At 42.0% G+C, this 17777-nt stretch carries 17 protein-coding genes; 10 read left to right on the forward strand and 7 right to left on the reverse strand.

The annotated features are described in order from the left end of the window. The first annotated feature begins 16 nt into the window (after positions 1-16). From AB6E78_RS00430 to rmf, 4 genes are all read left to right on the forward strand, one after another. On the forward strand, positions 17-277 hold the full coding sequence (locus tag AB6E78_RS00430) for a glutaredoxin family protein (RefSeq protein WP_019823251.1): 261 nt from the start codon (positions 17-19) through the stop codon (positions 275-277). After that, complete coding sequence (locus AB6E78_RS00435; RefSeq protein ID WP_372132223.1) at positions 255-2171, forward strand: ABC transporter ATP-binding protein; 1917 nt, start codon at positions 255-257, stop codon at positions 2169-2171. Before AB6E78_RS00430 ends, AB6E78_RS00435 begins: the two co-directional genes overlap by 23 nt. A 9-nt stretch (positions 2172-2180) precedes the next feature. Beyond that, the gene (locus AB6E78_RS00440; protein WP_102321154.1) at positions 2181-3905 is read left to right on the forward strand and encodes a DUF3466 family protein; all 1725 of its coding nucleotides are present in this window, start codon (positions 2181-2183) and stop codon (positions 3903-3905) included. A 161-nt stretch (positions 3906-4066) separates the two neighbouring features. Then, positions 4067-4240, forward strand: coding sequence for a ribosome modulation factor (rmf, locus tag AB6E78_RS00445; RefSeq protein WP_017059676.1), 174 nt, complete (start codon positions 4067-4069; stop codon positions 4238-4240). 252 nt (positions 4241-4492) lie between these two features. Here the strand turns inward: rmf and fabA are convergent, their stop codons facing one another. Both fabA and AB6E78_RS00455 read right to left on the reverse strand, forming a co-directional pair. After that, a complete protein-coding gene (gene fabA / locus AB6E78_RS00450; protein WP_017059675.1) occupies positions 4493-5008 on the reverse strand; it encodes a bifunctional 3-hydroxydecanoyl-ACP dehydratase/trans-2-decenoyl-ACP isomerase in 516 nt (171 codons plus the stop codon). 70 nt (positions 5009-5078) lie between these two features. Continuing rightward, positions 5079-6731, reverse strand: coding sequence for a Lon protease family protein (locus tag AB6E78_RS00455; RefSeq protein WP_102321155.1), 1653 nt, complete (start codon positions 6729-6731; stop codon positions 5079-5081). Between the two features lie 189 nt (positions 6732-6920). On the opposite strand from AB6E78_RS00455, the gene matP reads away from it, so the two are divergent. The 4 genes from matP to AB6E78_RS00475 all read left to right on the forward strand — a co-directional run bounded on the left by matP (position 6921) and on the right by AB6E78_RS00475 (position 9490). Beyond that, entirely contained in the window at positions 6921-7376 is a 456-nt protein-coding gene (gene matP / locus AB6E78_RS00460; RefSeq protein WP_102321156.1) for a macrodomain Ter protein MatP, read from the forward strand. Between the two features lie 23 nt (positions 7377-7399). Continuing rightward, a complete protein-coding gene (locus AB6E78_RS00465; protein ID WP_017059672.1) occupies positions 7400-7708 on the forward strand; it encodes a DUF3634 family protein in 309 nt (102 codons plus the stop codon). A gap of 105 nt (positions 7709-7813) precedes the next feature. Continuing rightward, a complete protein-coding gene (locus tag AB6E78_RS00470; protein WP_017059671.1) occupies positions 7814-8125 on the forward strand; it encodes a hypothetical protein in 312 nt (103 codons plus the stop codon). A gap of 144 nt (positions 8126-8269) precedes the next feature. Beyond that, positions 8270-9490, forward strand: a complete 1221-nt coding sequence (locus AB6E78_RS00475; protein ID WP_372111311.1) for a hypothetical protein — start codon at positions 8270-8272, stop codon at positions 9488-9490. A gap of 100 nt (positions 9491-9590) precedes the next feature. Here AB6E78_RS00475 and AB6E78_RS00480 read toward each other — a convergent pair whose 3' ends face one another. From AB6E78_RS00480 to AB6E78_RS00500, 5 genes are all read right to left on the reverse strand, one after another. Further along, positions 9591-10193 (reverse strand): DUF2971 domain-containing protein, encoded by a 603-nt coding sequence (locus tag AB6E78_RS00480; RefSeq protein WP_017059669.1) that lies wholly within the window; start codon positions 10191-10193, stop codon positions 9591-9593. Between the two features lie 338 nt (positions 10194-10531). Further along, entirely contained in the window at positions 10532-11134 is a 603-nt protein-coding gene (locus tag AB6E78_RS00485; protein ID WP_017059668.1) for a porin family protein, read from the reverse strand. Positions 11135-12072: 938 nt separating this feature from the next. Further along, the gene (locus AB6E78_RS00490) at positions 12073-13794 is read right to left on the reverse strand and encodes an ATP-binding protein (RefSeq protein WP_017059647.1); all 1722 of its coding nucleotides are present in this window, start codon (positions 13792-13794) and stop codon (positions 12073-12075) included. Beyond that, complete coding sequence (locus AB6E78_RS00495; RefSeq protein WP_017059646.1) at positions 13794-14978, reverse strand: FIST signal transduction protein; 1185 nt, start codon at positions 14976-14978, stop codon at positions 13794-13796. The genes AB6E78_RS00490 and AB6E78_RS00495 overlap by 1 nt, the downstream gene beginning before the upstream one ends. Before the next feature lie 114 nt (positions 14979-15092). Then, positions 15093-15458, reverse strand: a complete 366-nt coding sequence (locus AB6E78_RS00500; RefSeq protein ID WP_017059645.1) for a hypothetical protein — start codon at positions 15456-15458, stop codon at positions 15093-15095. Positions 15459-15710: 252 nt separating this feature from the next. On the opposite strand from AB6E78_RS00500, the gene ccoN reads away from it, so the two are divergent. Further along, the gene (gene ccoN / locus AB6E78_RS00505; protein ID WP_009846707.1) at positions 15711-17144 is read left to right on the forward strand and encodes a cytochrome-c oxidase, cbb3-type subunit I; all 1434 of its coding nucleotides are present in this window, start codon (positions 15711-15713) and stop codon (positions 17142-17144) included. A gap of 11 nt (positions 17145-17155) precedes the next feature. Continuing rightward, on the forward strand, positions 17156-17776 hold the full coding sequence (gene ccoO / locus AB6E78_RS00510) for a cytochrome-c oxidase, cbb3-type subunit II (RefSeq protein WP_017059643.1): 621 nt from the start codon (positions 17156-17158) through the stop codon (positions 17774-17776). Position 17777: the final 1 nt, after the last annotated feature.

The following is a 17777-nucleotide window of genomic DNA, read 5'->3' on the forward strand; positions in this document are numbered from 1 at the left end:
CGTATAAGGATATATAGTGCTGACTCTCTACAGTACAGAAGGGTGCCATCTATGTGAGATGGCATTCCAACTCACGGAACAGTTAAACATTAGCCATCACGTCAACGTTGTTGACATTGCATTTGATGATGAGCTCTTTTCCCGTTACGGGGTCACTATTCCGGTGCTCAAATTTGAAAGCTCTGACCTTTCTCAAAGCTCAGAGCTTAACTGGCCATTTGGCTTGTTAGAACTTAATGATTGGTTAAAGAAGAATGGCATTACTTACAATTCATAATGGGCAATTAGCGTTTGGCGATCACCCGTTATTAGATCGTGCGGACTTCGCACTGCAAGAAAACGAACGTGTGTGTTTAGTAGGGCGCAATGGCGCTGGTAAGTCTACGTTGATGAAAATCCTGTCTGGGAACATCATCATGGACGACGGCAAGATGCAAATCACACAAGATGTGGTTGTGTCGCGCCTTGAGCAAGATCCACCGCGCAATGAGCAAGGTACCGTTTATGATTACGTTGCTGGTGGCCTAGCTGAAATCGGTGAACAGCTGAAGATCTATCATGATCTTCTGGATCTCATCGGTACTGACCCTAGTGAAAAGAACCTAAATCGTCTTACTCGTGTTCAAGAGCAATTGGATCATGCGAATGCATGGCGCTTTGAAGATCGCGTAAGCAACGTATTGGCGGCGCTTAAGCTAACTGCAGAAACCAAACTGACGGATTTGTCTGGTGGTTGGCAACGTAAAGCAGCACTTGCTCGTGCGCTTGTATGTGACCCTGACGTGCTTCTACTTGACGAACCGACTAACCACTTAGATGTTGCGACCATTGAATGGTTAGAGGGTTTCCTGAAAGACTTCCGCGGTTCAATCATCTTTATCTCGCATGACCGTGCGTTCATTAAATCGATGGCAACACGTATTGTCGATCTTGATCGCGGTAAATTGAGCTCTTTCCCGGGTGATTACGAAAACTATCTTGTTGAGAAAGAAGAAGCGCTTCGTGTAGAAGAAATGCAAAACGCTGAATTTGATAAGAAGCTTGCTCAAGAGGAAGTTTGGATTCGTCAAGGCATTAAAGCTCGTCGTACTCGTAACGAAGGCCGTGTGCGTGCGCTTAAGAAGCTACGTGAAGAGCGTTTAAACCGTCGAGAAGTGCAGGGCAAAGCCGTTATCCAAATCGACGATGGCCAGCGTTCAGGCAAGATTGTATTTGAAGCTGAAAACATTAACTTTGGCTTCGAAGGCAAAGAGATTGTTAAAGACTTCAGCTTCAATATCATGCGTGGTGATCGTATCGCTCTAATTGGCCCGAATGGCTGTGGTAAGAGTACGGTACTTAAACTGCTTCTTGACCAGCTTAAGCCTGATTCAGGTCGTTTGCATTGTGGCACTAAGCTTGAAGTCGCTTACTTTGACCAATACCGCGAAATTCTAGACCCTGAGAAGTCTGTAATTGATAACCTCGCGGATGGTAAGCAAGAAGTGACCGTAGGTGGCCGTGAGCGTCATGCTCTAAGCTACTTACAAGATTTCTTATTCTCTCCAAAACGTGCTCGCACTCCTGTTAAAGCACTATCTGGTGGTGAGAAAAACCGTCTGTTATTGGCGCGTATTTTCCTTAAGTCGAACAACTTGTTGATTCTCGATGAGCCAACCAACGATCTAGATATCGAAACTTTGGAACTTTTAGAAGATTTGCTTGCCAACTATCAGGGTACGCTGCTTTTAGTGAGTCACGATCGTCAGTTTGTTGATAACACAGTGATGACAAGTTGGATCTTTGAGGGTAATGGCGTTATTGAAGAATTTGTTGGTGGTTACCACGATGCTCAGCAGCAAAGAAAGCAAGCATTAGAGTACCGACAGGTTGAAAAGCCATCAAAGCCAGCGAAAGTAGTTGAGGAAACTCCCAAAACTGCACCAGTTAAAGCTAAACCTAAGAAGTTATCGTATAAGCTACAACGAGAGCTAGAAGCGTTACCAATGCGTTTGGAAGAATTGGAAACTCAAATTGAAACTCTTCAGGAAGAAGTCAACGATCCAAGCTTCTTTTCAAAATCTGTAGAGCAGACACAACCAGTATTAGATAAGCTATCTGCAGCAGAGCAGGAGCTTGAAGTTGCTTTTGAGCGCTGGGAAGAGCTCGAGGCACTACAACAGGAAAGTTAAGAAGTAATAATGACTTGTACTAAATTCAAATTAACAACTGTTGCAGCCCTAGTTTTGGCTGCAACTAATGCCAACGCTGCGCTTTACAAGGTCGTTGAAGTCACTCCTTCAATTACAGGTGCCTCTGAAATCTATGGTGTGGCGATTCAACCTGGTGTTGCGACAGACGGAACGAATGAGCTTGCGTTAGGTTGCTTCGATTCAGCTGCAACCAACTGTACCGATAGTGCATTTAAACTTGCTGGTGAGACTCGCGATACGCTTGAAGCGGTAAGTTATCGTGAAGAAGTACCATTCGCAATGGATGCACCATTTCAGTACATTCAAGAGCGTGATGATTTCGAAAACTATTGTTATCGAGAGCTGAGATATTCTACATGTGAAAGTTGGGCTGAAAACCGTTGGAATGACACTTGGAGTAAGGAAAGAAATGACCTTACTCACGTAAATGCGAAAGCGTTTGTTGAAGGGGGGGATACTTTTGAAACTCGCAATACGGTAATCAATTCTTTAGATGAGAATGCCCAACCTGTGGGGATCAAATCCAAAGATGATATTCGCAATAATGCATTGTTTACGACGACAGCGGCGCCAACTGGAGCTTCAGAAACTCGTGCTTGGAAAGCGATAACGGCAAGCAACGGTACCGTTTACAATGTAGGTAGTATCTCTGAAGAGTTTGATCCGACTGACACTTCTGAACCAGATAAGGCGTTTGCTTCTAAAGCGGCAATTTGGGGTGGCACAACAACAAAAGAAATTGATTGGGTCAGAAGTGGTAATGCCCAACAAGGCGATTATTTTGCTCAAGGCAGTATGCGTTCAATTGTTGAGTCGAGTTCGATCTTTTATGGTGTCGGTTACAACACTGTAGATGGGAATGGCGACCTTCAAGACATGAACGCAAGTGTTTTTGTTAGTGATTCATTAGACATTTCAGGCTCTTGGTCAACGAAAGTTATTAGCGGTGCAGAGGTTAAGTCTGGTTCATCTAACGATGATGCTAGATACAGTAACTCAGTAGCAACCGATATTAACGACAACTTGTTTGCAGTTGGATATTCAAAACGTAACGGTTATGTTCCTGAAAATGGTAGTGCCGGTAATAAGCCTTTTATTGTAACGGATGCTAAAAACCCAACAGCAACGTATTTGTCTGGCGGTATCTTCTTCAGTGGCTCAAGCGGTGAAGCTAAAGCGGTAAATAATTACAATGAACTTGTTGGCCAGATCGATGCGGAAACGACGCGTGAAGTCGATGGCAGCGAAAGAAGACACAGAGGCTTTATTTACCCTTACGATCTCCCGTCTTCAACTGATGAACGCCGTGTTGATATTTTTGGTGGTAAAGCATGGTGGTTAGATGACTTAACAAATGATGGTGATGCGTCTAGTCACAATAACCAATTTAGAATCATTGATGCGACGGATATCAATGATGCTGGCGTGATTTCAGCAACGGCTATCAAATGTACAGTCGACGGTAATGATAAGCCTTATGACACAACATCACACAACTCATACTGTGGTGGTGCCTCATCTAACGCAGTCGAAAAGGTTGTAGCTGTTAAGCTTATCCCAATCAAGGGAGCAAGGTATGACACTGGCTCTGACATTGATAGCGTAGTAACTCGTAGCACCGACACCGAGAAAGTTGAGCGCCAAGGTGGTAGCCTAGGTTGGTTAACTTTGACTGTGCTTGGTCTATTAGGGTTCCGCAGAAAATTTAAATAATTTTATCTCCTGAGCCCGAGTTCACAATTCTGAACTCGGGCTTTTTTTCACCTTGAGAAAAGTGAAAATTTGACCGATTCTTAAAGTTGGAGTCACAAAAACTCCGTAAAGTTGTAATCATTGTATGTTAGTAAATGTAACACCCGTATGAGGACTGCACTATGAAGAGACAAAAGCGTGATCGACTAGAACGAGCACAATCTCAAGGCTACAAGGCTGGTTTAAATGGACGGTCGCAAGAAGCTTGCCCATATAGCCAAATGGATTCTCGGTCTTATTGGTTAGGTGGATGGCGTGACGCCAAAGATGACAAGCAATCAGGTCTCTATAAGTAGATAGGGCGTAAAGAATTCAAGGTCAGGGCTCCATTGTCTGTTGATTACAATGGCTGGAGCCTTGTTAGTTTCAGAACAACACAAAGACTCCCAGAGCTATGTAGCATTCTAGTTTCGCTATCATAAGCGTATCGCTGGTGGATTTATCCTGTTTCAAGCTTAATACGGGATACTTTAATGCACTATAACTAAACTTATTGGAACGAAAATAAAGCAGCCATGGGCTGCTTTACTAAAAATCTAACTATTAGATTAGAATGCTGACGTATCTTGGAAAAGGCCAACTTTCAAATCTTTAGCAACGTAGATCTCTTTACCATCAACAAGTACGCGACCATCCGCAAGGCCCATAACTAGACGACGGTTAACAACACGCTTCATGTGGATCTCGTAAGTTACTTTTTTCGCAGTAGGTAGAATTTGACCAGTGAATTTCACTTCGCCAACACCTAGAGCACGGCCTTTACCTTCGCCGCCAACCCAACCAAGGTAGAAGCCAACAAGCTGCCACATTGCGTCAAGACCTAGACAACCAGGCATTACTGGGTCACCCGGGAAGTGACAATCGAAGAACCATAGGTCAGGAGTAATATCCAGCTCAGCAAGAACTAAACCTTTACCGTAATCACCTTCAGTTTCAGACATCTTAGTGATGCGATCCATCATTAGCATGTTCGGTGCTGGTAGTTGAGGGCCTTGTGGCCATAGTTCGCCTTGGCTTGATGCTAGAAGCTCTTCGCGAGTGTAAGAATCACGTTTGTTTTGCATTATCAATTACTCCGATTTTTGATAGGTGCATATTAGTGAACAGGTGTACGCTAAACAAGTCCGATCAGTACTAGACAAACCAGTTTTTAATGCGTCCAACGATTCCAATAGGGTGCTCATGTCTTTCAAAGTTTTCAATACGTTCCGCGATTTTACTCAGAACGCTTTCTTGTTCATCGTCTCTAAATGGCTTGTTCATAATGAGAGGAATTGCTTCGTCTACATTAGACACAGACCAAATATGGAATTCTTCATTCTTAATGCTTTCAATAAGGTCAGGCTTTAGTGCAAGATGCCTTAAGTTCGATCTTGGAAGGATCACACCTTGTTCGCCTGTTAAGCCGTTGTGCTTACACACATGGTAGAAGCCTTCGATTTTCTCGTTTAGCCCGCCAACAGCTTGCACACGTCCAAATTGGTCAACTGCACCTGTAACCGCAATTTGTTGATTGATAGGGTATTCAGACAAAGCACTCACCAGAGAACAAAGCTCAGCAAGAGAAGCACTATCGCCGTCTACTTCGCAATACGATTGCTCAAACACAACAGAAGCAGCGTATGGCAACGGATCTTCAAGGTTTAGTGCGCTGCTCACAAATGCTTGCATGATCATCATGCCTTTAGCATGAAGATTACCACCCAGCTCGGCTTTGCGCTCAACATCGGCAATATCACCATCACCAAAGTGAATAACACAGGAAATTCGTGCAGGTTCACCATACGATATTGGGTGTCCCGGTACATCGATGACCGTCAATCCATTAACTTGACCAACTTGTTCACCTTCAGTTTCGATAATGACTTGGCCATCACGAATATCATCAAGGGCGCGTTCTGGTAGATAAGATTCACGGTTGTATTTGTGCTGTTGAGCTTGCTGGATATGGTGAATATCAATCTCACCATTGTCGGCTTCAATCAAAGCTTCGTTCAATAACGCGTTGTGCCAAATAGGGCACAGTGGGATATAGCTTTGATCTTCGGTTTCTCTTGCTCCGGCAGTAAGAATGCCAGTCAACGCTTGTTGCGTGATGGTTGGCAATTCATAACGTTGTTGAAGCCACTTAAGGTAACCAAGATATTGAGTCAAAGTCTCTTCAGAGAGCTTGATATCTTGTTCAATTTCGCTAAATAGGCAAAAACCGGTTTGAATATCGCTGTCCAGGTAATCAAGGTCACCTAGTTGAGCTCTGTCTCCAACCACAATCAACTTAATGTTGTAAGTCAAAGGCAAAGTCGGGGATTGGTTCAAGTGCTCTGGATTACTGCTGATTGGTTCTACGACTTCACCAAGCAGTGCTGATTTAAGCAGTAACCAGCTTCCTGGGTTGGCCAAGATCAAGTTTGCTGAAACGATCAGATAGCCGTTGTTTGCTCTAGCCAGTAGGCCGGGCTTTGTCGCTACAACCTTACCGTCTTTTGACTGAACTTGGTCAAACAGAGAGACAGCATTTAAAGACTCAGTTTTTATAACCGGTAGAGTGTGATCATCTAAAGCAGTGACTAGAGATTCAACAATCATTTGACGATAGATCGAATTGTCTGGAGCGTTTACAAGTAAAACACGCGAAAGGTTAGACAAACGGACAAAGCGGGTTAGCGCATCTTTGAATCTATGTTGAATATCTGAAAACGGGAAAGGCGAGATGTCAGGGAATTGCTCTAATTGAGCGCTATATTCGTCGTACTGAGGCGTAACATGTCGCCAATCTACTTGAGTCATTTAAGTTTCTGATTATGATAATGAGGTAGGGAGTATATAGAAAAACCGATCTCGCTTGTAGCTCTATGTTGTAGTTACTAATCACTAAGCTAATATAAGTATGATCTTGGTCTATTCTTTCAAGATCATAATTGTTAAATAGCCTATTTTGGGTTACGCTGTCACTAGGATTAACTCTCGAGATTAGACATGAAATATCAGCAACTTGAAAACTTGGAATGTGGTTGGAAATGGAACTATCTGGTCAAAAAATGGAAAGAAGGCGAGTCGATCACCTGCCACATAGATTCAAGCGAAGCTGACGTTGCTGTTAAAGCCTTATTGAAGCTTGAACACCAACCTACAGGTGTCCCTGAGTGGATATCTAACAACATGTCTCCTGAGCTCGATAACAAGCTTAAACAAGCGATCAGAGCTAAGCGAAAACGCCACTTCAATGCTGAACAAGTTCATACAAAGAAGAAATCAATCGACCTTGATTACCGTGTATGGGAAAAGCTATCTCAACGTGCGAACGAGCTAGGTTGTACGCTCTCAGATGCCATCGAGTATTTGGTTAGCGAAGCGTCTCGTAGTGAGCAGGCCAGCAAGACGGTGACTAGCCTCAAAGAAGACTTAAGCAAGCTCCTTTCTGACGATAAATAACCATCAACAGTAGTGGTGACATTATGATGTACGTAATCTTAATCGGTGCGGTATTAGTTTTTTGGTTAGTAGCAGTCGACCGACCGGTATTGAAAATTAAATTTAGCGACGGGGCGATCGAACAAGTTAAAGGGCATCTTCCACCGAGCTTTAAACACAACCTTCAAGAGATTGGTCATAACAATACCTTTAAAGGCGAGCTAAAAGTGTATGCAAAACGTTCTGGTTACAATCTCAAGTTCACTAAAGATGTTCCTAAAAACGTACAGCAACGTATTCGTAACGTGTTCCCGCATAATGGTTTTAAGTCTAAAGGCTCAAAGAAAGCGTAATCGTTGAGAGTTACGCGTTAGCTGGTCAATCCTCATACTAAGTTAATCCTTCATTTCTCTTAAATCTCCGCATACTGTTCTCACCCTCAACAAAGAGAGAGCAGTATGAGATATCTAGTATTACTATTATGTTTTTTATCCCCAGTCGCTTTTCCCGACGATGCATTGGTTAATCCTGTAGCTAAAAAGATAAAAGTCACCGTCATGAAAGGGCTCAACAAGAGTAATGTTGATTTCGAGGGTTATTGCGATCTGATGATTGAGATGAAGCACTCTAAAGGTTATGCAAGAATCAAAAAGGTGAGAACGTCTGGAGATAGTAAAGTTTGCAAGCAGGCGAAAAAACACCTACCGACGAAGAAAAGGTTCAAATACAGCTTTCCAGAAAAGTATATCCGGCTACATATCACACACTAGCCACTCTCAACGCACTATAACTAAATATCCTTAATTTTATTGAAACAATTTCGTGAACCAATCTCTAATTTCTATTAATATTAGTTTTGTTATAAAGGCAGGATATGCCGATACAAGAGCATTTACGGCAAAGGAAAGTCACGGTTGTTGTTAGCAAATAAAAGTTATACCCCTGAAGTAGTTGAGATCTCAAGGAAGGTCTCAATCAATGTTGAAGCTCGCTTTAATCGATGGTTAATCTCACCTGAATATAAGCTCGCACAATCTACAGTAGACACGTTACTAAGTTTGGAAAATAGGTATTGTGATAGTGTCATATTTGATGAATCTGACCGCATATCTCACAATCAACGTATTTTATTGCGCTGCGAGCAGGATAGAGTCAATGCTCATCGTGAAAAAGTCGACGCGAAGCAACAAACCTTACGATACGTTATCGATGATGTCAGCAATGCCGCTTCTGCGCTAATGCTTGAGAAGCTTCAAGGTACCTTAATAAGTTCGTTGTTTTCAGACTTACCCGATTACAATCAGTTCGCTAGTGTTGCGTATTCGCCATCTTTAAACTTTTCCAAACTCCATGAAATATCCGCGAAAAGTAGGCCATTGAGCTCAAGTTTAATCGAGTTTGTTTCCAATCAAGAGTTTGCAGATAAATATGGAAAGAAATCTAAGGTAATTCTCGATCCAAAAGTTGCAGCACGACAAATAGGAATAGAAAATTGTCGTTTATTGTTCCCATTGTTAATGAGTCAACAGCTGATTAAGTGGAATGATGGCAACATTAAACACATCACACCTAAGGTTTGGCAACACTTGGTCGTGACGTCAAATGCGACTCGAATTCGACTTCAAGAAACGTCGGTTAAAGATCCTAACGTAGGCATTTTACTTGGTGTGTTGAGAGTTCTGCCTTTTTTTTTAATTTGTAACCACTTTTCTTCAACGTTTGAAGACGCATTGGTAAAAACGATGCTTGGTTATCGTGAAGCAAGTGACAAGCATGACGAATATTATGCTTGTACTGAGGTGATGCCAAACACACAGTTTCTTGAATCAATGGTCGAGCAGCTAGAGCTTAAGCTACTAAAAAACCTCGTTGAATTTATAGATTGGAGCCCTGGAAATCAGTTCATCAAGAGGGCACTTCTAGAGGAAGTGAATGACATTCCAGTACTTGAGCGAACGGTTTATGGTGCAGCTTTGGCTCAAGGTAGAAAATATTCTGTTTTCGAGGCGTTAGATAATAGTGAACTATTTAACGTTAAGCACCGACCTTATTGGTTTTCAACTGTTCAAATGTCTATCGCGACGATTGAGCAGATGCAAGATAAAGGATTGGGAAAGCTTACGGTGAACATGTAATAAAAAGAGAGAGTCTCATTAATGTCGCTCTCTTTTTTGTTGCGCTGTAACTTTATGTGAATGTCTTGTTTTGGCGCTAAACAGTAGGATTACACTCTACTTAACTGACCACTTCGAAGGTAAACGACTCTTGCTTTGCTATTGCGTGTTTAACAGGGATACCAAGGCGCTGGCAAGTCATCAGAACTTTCAATTTCCTGTCGGCAGGAGCGTGCTCTGACAGAATCACCGAGCTTAGGCACTCTCTATTAAGGTAGAGTTTATTTCCGATCATCTCGTCATCAGGTAATACCCAGCGGTATTCCTTTTCATAACGCCAATTAGAATGCTTAATTTTGAATATCTCAGCTCCCAGTCTTGATGTTTGTAAACCTCTTAGCGATGCCGGGCGGAACATATTCGGTTCGTCTTCATACTGGACTTCAAAACAGTTGAGATTGGCCTCACCGTTATAGCAGTTGAGATCATACTCGATACACATGCCTTTAAAGTTGTCACCATACTGCGACCATAGTATTGGGTGGTCGTTCGACTGAGAGAAACACATGATCTTAAAGTTTTGTTGAAGCTCTTTGTTGAATGCGTGGTTAGATTCAAAAGGGTTATTAAAAGTTTTAGCGTAATCAAACCACAACGAACACTCGGAAATAGATTGTATGTTTCTGTCGTGGAGTGATCTGAACTTATAAAGTTTAGGCAACATATCAAACACCTAGTTTACAAAATTGCCTGATGTTAACACTTTAATTTATTTTTAAGGATTGAATGCATAGCATTTGATTGCTTAATCACCAAATTTATTCGTATAACTGTTTGATAGATCAAAATTTAAACACGAAATAGTAGCCTGTTAAAGTGGTTTATTTTGCGTTAGGGCAAAGCTTTCAAGTTGTAACTTTTTACAGAAGATACAACGTAACTTTATTTATGGTTGAATTGTCTTGTCAAAGTAGAGGTCGAGTAGGGAAATAGGTGATCAAAATTAAAGCCGAGCTTTAAAAGGACGGCTTTAGTAGTATTGAGCCTACGAGTGAATCAAGTTTAGAAGTGGTACCTTGCACCTAGGTAAGCGGTTTGAGGTGACACATCGATGGATTCAATTTCAACGTTTGCATAGCGGTAACCAATATGGATATCGATGTTGTCTGTTACCATCGCACCAAGCTCAGCACCAACTTGGTAGGCTGCTTCAGACTTAGAGTCTGATACTCCAAAAGCTTTCGCTTCCATATCCATAGAGCCAACACCGGCTAATAAAGATACATACAGATCTAATACGTCACCTTCAACAATAAACTTTGGTTTAATGTTTACGAAGAAAGCATGGCCTTCAATATCCATTAAGTCGTTATAGCTAACTTTTCCGATTTTTCGGTACTCGGCTTCTAGCCCCAGTTTGACGACATCATGTGTATTGAATTCGTAGCCTCCAACCAAGTTATAGCTAAAGTCTGATAGATCAGATGAATCTTCAATGGCGCTGCCACGATATTCTAATTCAGTTTCATTATAAAAGCCGATATCAACACCAGCATAAAAATGACCATGCTCTCTAGGTGAGTTTTCGTTTTCACTAGCAAGCGCCTGCGAGCTGATGCCAAAAAAAGCGGTGAATAGCGATAGGGCGATTGTACTGATTTTCATGTAAAGCCTTCTAAGATAATAAGTTATTCTGTTCCAGAATATGTTAACAAACAAAAGATACTCTAACTAATTGAGAACTAGCCTAAAGATCTGATTTTAAAGACTTGTTGGTAATAGAAGTGTCATTATCGCAGTTATGAGACAAGTTAATATAGTCCAGACAGAGGTTAATAGAATTTATGTTGCACTGTAACTTACGATTAGCCAAGTCGTTTATAGAAGTTCGTTTTGGATGGCAACGCAGTTTGGTAACAATGACCGTTGGGCATCAGAAAATTCAAAGTTAGTGGTTTGAAAAACGAGTACGGATGTTACTGATGACGTTGATAGTTGATTCAATTTGGTGAAGAACAAGCCAACATAGGTAAACAAGACTAGATGATTCGGGAGTTCGCTTGGTCTTTTGGGACCGTTAAATCTAGCGAACAAGAGTAACCAAGTCTTTTCAGTTTATTGGTAGTACGGACAATAGACCGAGAGTTAGTGGAAGCGTTAATCATCTAGGTTCTTTTGGTAAGCAAAATCAGGGTAATAGCTTTTAACACTCAACCAGCAGAGACTCTGGACTAACTTTGGAGAGGCATCCGTAATTAGAAGTCTTAATTAAGTTTGAGCAGACATGTGATAAAGCCATCACGATTTAATCCAATTAACGCGGAGTCAAAGCCAGCCAGTAATTAAATAGATAGATTCATGCGGCGCTGTACGTAAAATTACGCGAGTAACAGGCCCTGAAACCTCTCAGATTTCAATCTCCTTTTTGGTGCGTATTATGTATATTATGTTAAATGGTGTTTGGTATTTATAAGGCAGGTATCTTTGTGCGATGCCCTGCCTCTTGTTTATCTACCAAATCGATGTTCTATTTAACAGTAAGGCTATTTACCATAAAATACCTAATAAACATATTTCCTAATCTTCGATTAAGAATACGTTTATTAGACTTCAAGCATTAATCGATCAATTGCTTCTGTGATCTCTTTAGTTCTTACTGGCTTGGTCACGAAATCATTCATGCCGACATCTAAGCACGAACATTTGTCTTCTACTGATGTGTGTGCTGTTAGCGCAACGATTGGTGTTTTGATGTTTGCGTCTCTCATGTATTTGGTTGTGGTTAATCCATCCATGACCGGCATCGACACATCCATTAAGATAATGTCTATTGATTCGTTGCCTCTTTCAATAAAGCCAATCGCTTCTTCACCATTACTTGCGATGAAAACCTCGTGGCCTTGTCTTGTAAGGATTAACTTTATCACCATTTGATTCGTTGGATTGTCTTCGACAACTAACACTGAATAACGGCTTCTTAACTCTCGTGAAGATTCGTCTTCTTTGTTAGCCAGATTATTCGTAACTCTAGTAAGCACTGGCAACTGTACTTCGAATTTGGAGCCTTTTCCAGGCTCACTCTTTACCGATATGCGCCCGCGCATCAGTTCAACCAGTCTTTTAGTGATGGCCAAGCCTAAACCTGTGCCACCAAATCTACGTGTGATTGTGCTATCAGCTTGCACAAATGGACTGAACAGCGACGAAAGTTGTTGCGAGCTAATGCCAATCCCTGTGTCTTCCACCGTTATATAGAAAGAGCTCTGCTGGTACTTTATAGAAACATGGACATGCCCACGCTCAGTGAACTTAATCGCGTTACCGATCAAATTAAATAGGATCTGTGCCAAGCGACTTGGGTCGATGTAATGAAGTTCACCTTCAGGGATATCGCTAGTTACTGTTAGCGGCAAACCTTTATCGTCTGCTGTCTTCTTTTGTTCAGATAATACAAAAGTTACAGTGTCTCTTACGTTGCTCCATTGAGGAGCCAACGAGAAACACCCAGATTCAATCTTAGAAAAATCCAATACGTCACTGATAATTGCCAGCAATAGCTCAGATGATGTGCTCATATTAAGCAGTATAGACTGTTGTTCTTCGTTCAATGATGTGGATTTTAGGGTGTCTATTAGGCCAATTATGGCATTTAGCGGTGTTCTTAATTCATGACTCATCATCGCGAGGAATTCAGACTTGGCCTTGTTGGCTCTTTCTGCGTCTTTTCTTGCTGTGACAAGCTCTGCGGTACGTTCTCGAACGGTTGCTTCAAGCTTTTCTTTGTTCTCAATATCGAAAACAGCACGCTCTATCAACGGTCGAAAACGGTTTAGTGTGGCCTTAGTTTCAATACTAAAGTGCTTGGTATTCGAGTGGATAAAGATGATGACGGATTGTGTTAGTCCGCTATCGATACCAGTAATTAGAACAGAGTTGATTTGATCGAGGATAATGGGATGTAAGGAATTGAATTCACCCAGAGACTTGGGTTCAAAAAGGATGGCGCATTCTCCATTGATCACTCGAGATAACTTGCCACAATCACTCCAATTCATCTGTTCGAAGACTTTGTTATTGCTTAGCAGGGTTTTGAAACTGCCTTCGTTCCCTACCCTTGATACCACGATAAAGTCATCAAACTTAATGTATTTTTTGAGCACGAACTCGAGACTGGAGAATATCTCAGATATGTTACTTGCCTTACTGATCGCAGAGATGGTTGATAAGATCACCCTGTTCTCTTCAGCCAGCTTTCGCTCACGGGCTTTTAGTTTTTGCAGTTCAATACGTGCTTCTTGCAGCGCTTCTTGACCTTCAGAACCCATTACTTTTTCAACCTATAAAACGTTGCAGACGATACCATTAAATTCCCGTGTGCATTCTCGCCACCAGAGAGCCTGCCTTGTTCACCAAACGTAAATGGACATATGTATGGGAGCCCATTAAGTGCTTGATTTATTTGGTCACAAACCTCATCCATATCTTGTTTAAGGTTCAACATTGGGCCTGCACAAAAGATATTGATCGCCCCTAGTTTCTCTTCAAGATCCATGTCGTTGTAGTATGAGGAGTGAATGATATTCGCGGCGCGGCTAATCAACTGCTGCTTAGACCCTTGCATCAGGTAGATGGTGTCGCCTTCACTGATGTCTGTGAACAGCTCAATCCCATTACACTCCGTCTCTCTGATCGAATGAGACAATTTGAAATATGGGTAATCGTAAGAAGAGCCGACTTTCCTGCCTAATGGGTAGACTGACGACTTTTCGAATATGTAGCCATCATCACTGCCATCTAAGTGGAAATTAGTCCATTCGTTGTAAACGGTGACGGCTGGCCTGTGGTCTATCTCCAACAAAATTCGGTTTCTTACTTTGGTCACGGTGCCTGAATACCGCGTAGGCGTATGACCCGCGCTGAAAGAGGAATAGATGGACTGAGACGCAAACACTACCGTTAAAGACACACCATTTATAGACAGCGACTCTTCGGTGAAGATACTCCAATTTCCGGAAACCTGGTTGTCTGCAGCACTGCCACCAATAATTGGCACTTCAGTACCAAATTTCTTATCGATAGCCGCCATCACCTTTTCTTCGTTACCCGGTGTGGAATGCAGCAAGATAAGATCAGGAATTTCACCTTCTCGGTTGGCGTTCTTGAGTGCTTTGTCTATCGCGCTGAAGGTACTGCGGTCTATGGAGTCGCTGAAATGTTCGATTCCCGTACCATAGGCGTTGATCCCCGAGTCATAAATAATGAGGACGCCAATGACTGGACCAGAATGAAAACCAGTTTCGGTCATAATGCCGTGACAAGTAGTACAGCCATGTATGGGAGTGTTCGGGAGAGCATCTACGAAATATCTCTGCACAGCGAGTGTCGAATACTCTTCTGTGCAGTAGCAAATAAGACAAGCAATATCGTCAGGGTTTTCCACCCCGCTGAGCAACTCATCTACTGCGATTTTATCGTCTAGGGAGTAAGAGACTTTTGATAGAAATTTCATAGATTCTGGGTAACTTTATTAATGCTCTCTTTATAACACTTTAATGCATTGTGTTTCACTGATTTGGTACATGTTTCTATCAAAAGAACCGAGGTGTGCCCCAGCTTCTCTCTGTTACTCCTTAGAAAGGTTTACAGAAAACGTGCTCACCTGTTGTGGAAATGTAACCGTTATTGAGGAGGTCTTATCACTAGTTTGTAACAGCCAATTTGATGGTCCTTTTTCTTCCAGAATTCCGCTTTCATTATAGCTAATGATAAATTTGCCAGTTTTAGATGTTTCGATCGAATACCCTAGGTTATTGCTTGAAACTGAAACATTATGATTATCAATACCAAATTTACAAGGTTTTGAAACTATACAGTTTACTGTTTCGTTATTATCGTATGTTACTGTTCTCCAAGTAAATGCAGCTATTAAAATAACCAACATGACGATAATTTGAACAAGTCTGCCTTTTGTTAGCTTTTGTGCCGCCATTATAATCTTTACTCCTTGTTACAAAGTTCAAAGTTTTTAAATAAAAATCCAATTCCAGACCAAGCGTAAGGTTACTACTCTGTCATTGATTTGTTAATTCAAGTATAGTGTCGCGTTGAAAATGCCACTTTTTTTTAAAATCAGCAAGTGGAAATAAAGCCCTGAATAGGCTGAATTTCCTTTTCTAATTTGGGTGGCATTACGACGTGAGTCGTGTTGGAAGTAAAGTGTAGTAAATAAGAAATTGGAAGCATGCAAATGAGCCAAGAAAAGCAGCTTGAACAAAACTACAACTATACGGTCGTCCGTCAATTTACCCTAGTTACAATTTTGTGGGGTATTGTCGGTATGGGCGTTGGTGTTTTGATTGCCGCTCAATTAGTTTGGCCACAGCTAAACTTTGATACGCCGTGGTTGACGTACAGTCGTTTACGTCCCCTGCATACTAATGCGGTTATTTTTGCGTTCGGTACAAGTGCGCTGTTTGCAACATCATATTATGTTGTACAACGTACCTGTCAGACGCGTCTCTTTGGTGGCCCTCTCGTAGCCTTTACCTTTTGGGGTTGGCAAGCGATTATCCTGTCCGCTGCAATTACTTTACCGTTAGGTTTAACCTCTGGTAAAGAATACGCAGAACTTGAATGGCCAATCGATATTGCTATTACTCTTGTGTGGGTGGCTTATGCGGTCGTGTTCTTCGGAACCATGATTAAACGTAAGACATCGCACATTTACGTAGCAAACTGGTTCTTCGGAGCCTTCATTATCACGGTTGCCGTGTTGCACATCGTTAACAGCCTAGCTGTTCCTGTCTCTGCGTTTAAATCGTACTCGATTTATTCCGGAGCGATCGATGCAATGGTGCAATGGTGGTACGGACACAATGCGGTAGGCTTCCTATTGACAGCAGGTTTCCTAGGTATGATGTACTACTTCGTTCCTAAACAAGCTGGTCGCCCTGTTTACTCTTACCGTTTGTCGATTGTTCACTTCTGGGCTCTCGTGTCTCTGTATATCTGGGCTGGTCCTCACCACCTACACTACACTGCACTTCCTGACTGGACTCAATCTCTAGGTATGGTTATGTCTTTGGTTCTGTTTGCTCCATCTTGGGGTGGCATGATCAACGGTATTATGACTCTATCTGGTGCGTGGCATAAGCTTCGCTACGACCCAATCCTACGTTTCCTAATCGTTTCTCTATCATTCTACGGCATGTCGACTTTCGAAGGCCCAATGATGGCAATCAAAACGGTTAACGCACTATCTCACTACACGGACTGGACTATCGGTCACGTTCACTCTGGTGCGTTAGGTTGGGTTGCAATGGTTTCTATCGGTTCGGTTTACCACTTAGTTCCTAAACTATTTGGTCAAGAGCGTATGTACTCTGTATCCCTAATCAATGTTCACTTCTGGTTAGCAACGATTGGTACGGTTTTCTACATTGTAGCAATGTGGATCTCTGGCGTGATGCAAGGTCTGATGTGGCGTGCAGTTAACTCTGACGGCACATTAACTTACAGCTTTGTTGAATCTGTAGAAGCGTCTTACCCGTTCTACTTTGTACGTTTCTTAGGTGGTTTCATCTTCCTATCTGGTATGTTCTTAATGGCATACAACACGTACAAAACTGTTTCCGCACCTAAAGATAGCCTTAAAGCTATCCCTCAACCGGCTTAAGGAGATTTAGAATGAGCTCAAATTCAAATAATCGCCATGAGTTGGTAGAGAAGAACGTTGGCCTACTAGCGATTCTTATCGTTATTGCTATCAGTTTTGGTGCTTTAGTAGAAATTACCCCGCTTATTTTCCAAAAGCAGACTACTGAACCTGTAGAAAACCTACGTGTTTACTCTGCTCTGGAAATGGAAGGTCGTGATATCTACATTCGCGAAGGTTGTAACGTATGTCACAGCCAAATGATTCGTCCTTTCCGCTCTGAAACTGAACGTTACGGTCACTACTCTGTAGCTGGCGAAAGTGTTTGGGAACACCCATTCCTATGGGGTTCTAAGCGTACTGGTCCTGATCTAGCGCGTGTTGGTGATCGTTACTCTGATGAGTGGCACCGTGTTCACCTTATCGACCCTCGCGAACTTGTTCCTGAATCAAACATGCCTGGTTTCCCATGGCTTGCTGAGAATGTACTTGATGGCAAATTGACTAAACAGAAGCTTGAAATCTTCCGTAATCAATTTGGTGTTCCTTACACAGACGAACAAATTGCTAACGCTAAACAAGATGTTGAAGGAAAAACAGAGATGGATGCAATCATCGCTTACCTTCAATCGCTTGGCCACGCAATGAAATAAG

The sequence above is a fragment of the Vibrio sp. 10N.247.310.98 genome (assembly GCF_041467395.1).
GTDB lineage: Bacteria > Pseudomonadota > Gammaproteobacteria > Enterobacterales > Vibrionaceae > Vibrio > Vibrio crassostreae_C.

Bases quoted from the DNA above. Each gene is read 5' to 3' on its own strand.
- AB6E78_RS00435 (WP_372132223.1), top strand. From the start codon at position 255: ATGGCATTACTTACAATTCATAATGGGCAATTAGCGTTTGGCGATCAC.
- AB6E78_RS00440 (WP_102321154.1), top strand. From the start codon at position 2,181: ATGACTTGTACTAAATTCAAATTAACAACTGTTGCAGCCCTAGTTTTG.
- rmf (WP_017059676.1), top strand. From the start codon at position 4,067: ATGAAGAGACAAAAGCGTGATCGACTAGAACGAGCACAATCTCAAGGC.
- fabA (WP_017059675.1), bottom strand. From the start codon at position 5,008: ATGCAAAACAAACGTGATTCTTACACTCGCGAAGAGCTTCTAGCATCA.
- AB6E78_RS00455 (WP_102321155.1), bottom strand. From the start codon at position 6,731: ATGACTCAAGTAGATTGGCGACATGTTACGCCTCAGTACGACGAATAT.
- matP (WP_102321156.1), top strand. From the start codon at position 6,921: ATGAAATATCAGCAACTTGAAAACTTGGAATGTGGTTGGAAATGGAAC.
- AB6E78_RS00465 (WP_017059672.1), top strand. From the start codon at position 7,400: ATGATGTACGTAATCTTAATCGGTGCGGTATTAGTTTTTTGGTTAGTA.
- AB6E78_RS00470 (WP_017059671.1), top strand. From the start codon at position 7,814: ATGAGATATCTAGTATTACTATTATGTTTTTTATCCCCAGTCGCTTTT.
- AB6E78_RS00480 (WP_017059669.1), bottom strand. From the start codon at position 10,193: ATGTTGCCTAAACTTTATAAGTTCAGATCACTCCACGACAGAAACATA.
- AB6E78_RS00485 (WP_017059668.1), bottom strand. From the start codon at position 11,134: ATGAAAATCAGTACAATCGCCCTATCGCTATTCACCGCTTTTTTTGGC.
- AB6E78_RS00490 (WP_017059647.1), bottom strand. From the start codon at position 13,794: ATGGGTTCTGAAGGTCAAGAAGCGCTGCAAGAAGCACGTATTGAACTG.
- AB6E78_RS00495 (WP_017059646.1), bottom strand. From the start codon at position 14,978: ATGAAATTTCTATCAAAAGTCTCTTACTCCCTAGACGATAAAATCGCA.
- AB6E78_RS00500 (WP_017059645.1), bottom strand. From the start codon at position 15,458: ATGGCGGCACAAAAGCTAACAAAAGGCAGACTTGTTCAAATTATCGTC.
- ccoN (WP_009846707.1), top strand. From the start codon at position 15,711: ATGCAAATGAGCCAAGAAAAGCAGCTTGAACAAAACTACAACTATACG.
- ccoO (WP_017059643.1), top strand. From the start codon at position 17,156: ATGAGCTCAAATTCAAATAATCGCCATGAGTTGGTAGAGAAGAACGTT.